Origin of the sequence: Pseudonocardia hispaniensis (assembly GCF_042658695.1) — a bacterium.
Taxonomy (GTDB): Bacteria; Actinomycetota; Actinomycetes; order Mycobacteriales; family Pseudonocardiaceae; genus Pseudonocardia; species Pseudonocardia hispaniensis.
Map to the genome: position 1 here is coordinate 1 of NZ_JBHSQW010000033.1, position 3,367 is coordinate 3,367.

At 65.4% G+C, this 3,367-nt stretch carries 3 protein-coding genes; 2 read left to right on the forward strand and 1 reads right to left on the reverse strand.

The features are described from left to right. Positions 1–317: 317 nt before the first annotated feature. The gene (locus ACFQE5_RS15375) at positions 318–461 is read right to left on the reverse strand and encodes a transposase (RefSeq protein ID WP_379585918.1); all 144 of its coding nucleotides are present in this window, start codon (positions 459–461) and stop codon (positions 318–320) included. A 193-nt stretch (positions 462–654) separates the two neighbouring features. On the opposite strand from ACFQE5_RS15375, the gene ACFQE5_RS15380 reads away from it, so the two are divergent. Further along, a complete protein-coding gene (locus ACFQE5_RS15380; RefSeq protein ID WP_379585728.1) occupies positions 655–1,053 on the forward strand; it encodes a hypothetical protein in 399 nt (132 codons plus the stop codon). Further along, positions 1,050–3,332: a N,N-dimethylformamidase beta subunit family domain-containing protein gene (locus ACFQE5_RS15385; protein ID WP_379585730.1), complete on the forward strand. Its 2,283-nt coding sequence runs from the start codon at positions 1,050–1,052 to the stop codon at positions 3,330–3,332. The genes ACFQE5_RS15380 and ACFQE5_RS15385 overlap by 4 nt, the downstream gene beginning before the upstream one ends. Positions 3,333–3,367 lie beyond the last annotated feature (35 nt).

Consider the following 3,367-nt stretch of genomic DNA (forward strand, 5'->3'; position numbering starts at 1 on the left):
GACCGGGAGATCAAACGCTGCCTCAAGCGCTACATCGCCCGCCAGCTCTACCGCCAGCTCGAGAACCCACCCACCTCAGCCACCCGCGCGGCTTGACACACCATAAGAGCGTCCTATCGACGTCGCACCGCCGAACCGCGCCAGCAAGCCCGAAGGCCTTGATGAGAACACCTGCGCCGTCGGCTGGCTGTACTGCCCGCGGAGGTTGGTGACAGGAAACCGATAAATGATCTCGAGGTAGGGAGGGCCTCCGGGCGAGGTGTGAGCTGCTGAAGGCACCCACATCGCCGCTCGGAGGCCCTCGTGAATCTTCTATGTCAAGCGGCCCTGCAGTGAGTATGACTGTGGTGCCGGAAACGGGCTCTCTTCCCGGTCCAGACGGGGATGGGAGCGGTGCCAGTGTGCGTCGCGAACGCGGCCGCCGAGCGGAACCTGTGCACGCCCGCAGTCTCGGCAACGATCTTGGCCGACCCCGCCCGGGGTGACCACCAACTGCGGACGCGGTGCCGCTATGGGGATATATCCCCATACAACGGACGTTCTGGGTTTCCTAGCCTTATGCTCCACCTGCCGGACAGGCTCTGAATTGGTTTCCAGAGGACTGATCAGAGCGGTTCGCGTAGGTTTCGGATCTCCTCCCGAAAGGACACTCAGATGCTTTCTGCGGGGATCAGTGACCCGCGCGCCTACCGGGACAGGCAACAGGACTGGTATGCCCACTTCGATCGCACTCGACGGCGCGAGATCGCTTCGTTGCTCACCGAGGAGCTAATCGCAGAGCATGCAGCCAATCCGATCGGTTATCGGGATTTCCACAGTCCGCAGTTGCAGCGGGTGCTCAATTACATGCGGACGCAGCCGGTGCTCGGCAAGTACTTCGTCTACACGCGGAAGGCCTGGCAGGACTACGGCATAGCGGTGATCCAAGACCGCGGCGAGCCACCGCACATTCTCGAGGGTCACTCGTACGAGTCGGAGGCGGCAGCCATGCACGCTGTTTTCCTGCTGCGCGCCCAGGAGATCCGCGACAGCGTGAGGGAGTCGGCCCGATGAGTAAGATCACGATCCGGGGCTACTGCGATTCCCCCAGCGTCGCTGCGGGGGAGACCCAGACATTCTACGTCTCCTGCGACAACCGCGGAGACTTCCGGGCGGACCTCGTCCGGCTCGTGCACGGGGACACGAATCCTGCCGGACCCGCGTTCAAGGAGATCGAGATCGACTCGCCCGTCAACGGCGAGTACCCCGGCCACGCGCAGCGCACCCAGTGCGGAAGCTACGTTGAGATCCCCGACGGCGACGCAGCGCTCGCCCCCGCTGGCGCGTTCGGCGTCCAGCTGTTCGTCTGGTCGACTACGCCCCGCCGGCACCGTCAAGGTGTGCTCTCCCGATGGACAGACGATGACCGGCGTGGCTGGGCGGTCACAATCGAGGACGGATGCCTCGCCTTCTCCGTCGGCGACGGCGCGACCGTGACGACGGTGTTCAGTGACAAGCCGCTGTTCGCCGAGGTCTGGTACGCGGTGACCGCAAGCTTCGACCCGGCGACCGGTTCCCTCTTCCTGTGCCAGACGCCCGTCATCAACAGCGTCAACAGCGTGTTCGGGCCGGTCGTGCCACTCGAATCGTCGTTCTCCGGAACCGTGTCCGGGCCGGTCAGCCCGGCGCCGACGACGGCTCCGGTGCTGGTGGCCGGCCTCGCGGAGTCTGCTCCGCAAGGCGGACGCACATGGGTGGTCGCACCGTTCAACGGAAAGATCGACGGCCCGCGCATCTTCGGGCGGTGGTTGAGCGCTGATGACCACACCGCGCTCGTCGAGGACCGTGCGGCTACTGACGGCCTGCTCGCGCACTGGTCGTTCTCGGAGGGCATCGGCCCGAACGGGATCCCCACCGACCATGTCGCGGACATATCCGGGGCGGGTCGACACGGCAGCTGCGTGAACCAGCCCGACCGCGGCATGACCGGATGGAACTGGTTGGGCCGGGAGGAGAACTTCATCCATGCCCCCGAGCAGTACGGCGCGCTCTGGTTCCACGAGGACTCTCTTGACGACTGTCGCTGGGAACCGTCCTGCAGCCTCACCATCCCCGATGACCTCCGCTCCGGCGTGTACGCCCTGCGAGTCCGGCAGGGCGACGACGAGGACCACGTCCCGTTCTTCGTGGCACCTCCCCGCGGAACCGCCACGGCCAAGATCCTCCTGCTCATTGGTACCTGCTCCTACCTCGCCTACGCGAACGGGCAGATCATGCAGAACGCCGACGGCGGGCAGGCCGTCGCCGGGCATGTTCCGGTACTCAACGAACGCGACATCGAGCTGCATGAAAGGGTCCGGGAGTACGGCCTGTCCACCTACGACTACCACGTGGACAACCGCGGGGTGGGCTACACCAGTTGGCGACGCCCGATCCTGAACATGCGGCCGACACACCGGCAGGAATTTGGCTCCCTCTGGCAGTTCCCTGCCGACCTGCACCTCGTCGACTGGCTTGAGCAGCACGGCTACGAGTACGACGTAGCGACCGACCACGATCTATGCCGTGAAGGGGTCGACCTTTTCAAGCGGTACAACGTCGTGCTGACCGGGTCGCACCCCGAGTACTACAGCTGGGAGATGGTCGACGCCTGGGAGGAGTACCTCGCCGGAGGTGGCCGTGGCATGTACCTCGCCTCCAACGGCCTCTACTGGGTCGTCTCCCTGCACCCGGAGAAGCCGTGGGTAATGGAGGTGCGCAAGGGCGAGACGGGAGCCAAGGCATGGCAAGCACGTCCCGGCGAACTGCACCACTCGACCACCGGGGAACGCGGCGGGCTCTGGCGGTGCCGGGCGCGCGCGACCCAGAAGATCTGGGGAACCGGCTTCACCAGCTTCGGCTTCGACCACTCCGGATACTTCGTGCCGATGCCGGACAGCAAGGACCCCGAGGTCAGCTGGATCTTCGAGGGCCTGGAGGACGACGAGCGAATCGGCGACTTCGGTTTGGTTGGCGGCGGTGCGGCCGGCTACGAGCTGGACCGCTACGACCTGTCCCTCGGGACGCCGCCGCACACCCGGCTGCTGGCCAGCTCCTATGGGCACAGCGAGAACTACACGGTGGTCAACGAGGACATGTTCTTCCCGCATCCCGGCCTCAACGGCGGGGAGAGCCCTCTCGTGCGTGCTGACATCACCTACTTCAGCACCGCCAACGGCGGCGCGATGTTCAGCACATCGTCGATCTCCTGGCTAGGCAGCCTTTCCTGGAACGACTACGACAACAATGTGTCGCGGATGATGCACAACGTTCTGCGCAGGTTCGCGAAGGACGAGCCGGCTCCGGTGGTTTGAGCCATGGGTGCGGTGGCGGGCCAGGGCCCGCCACC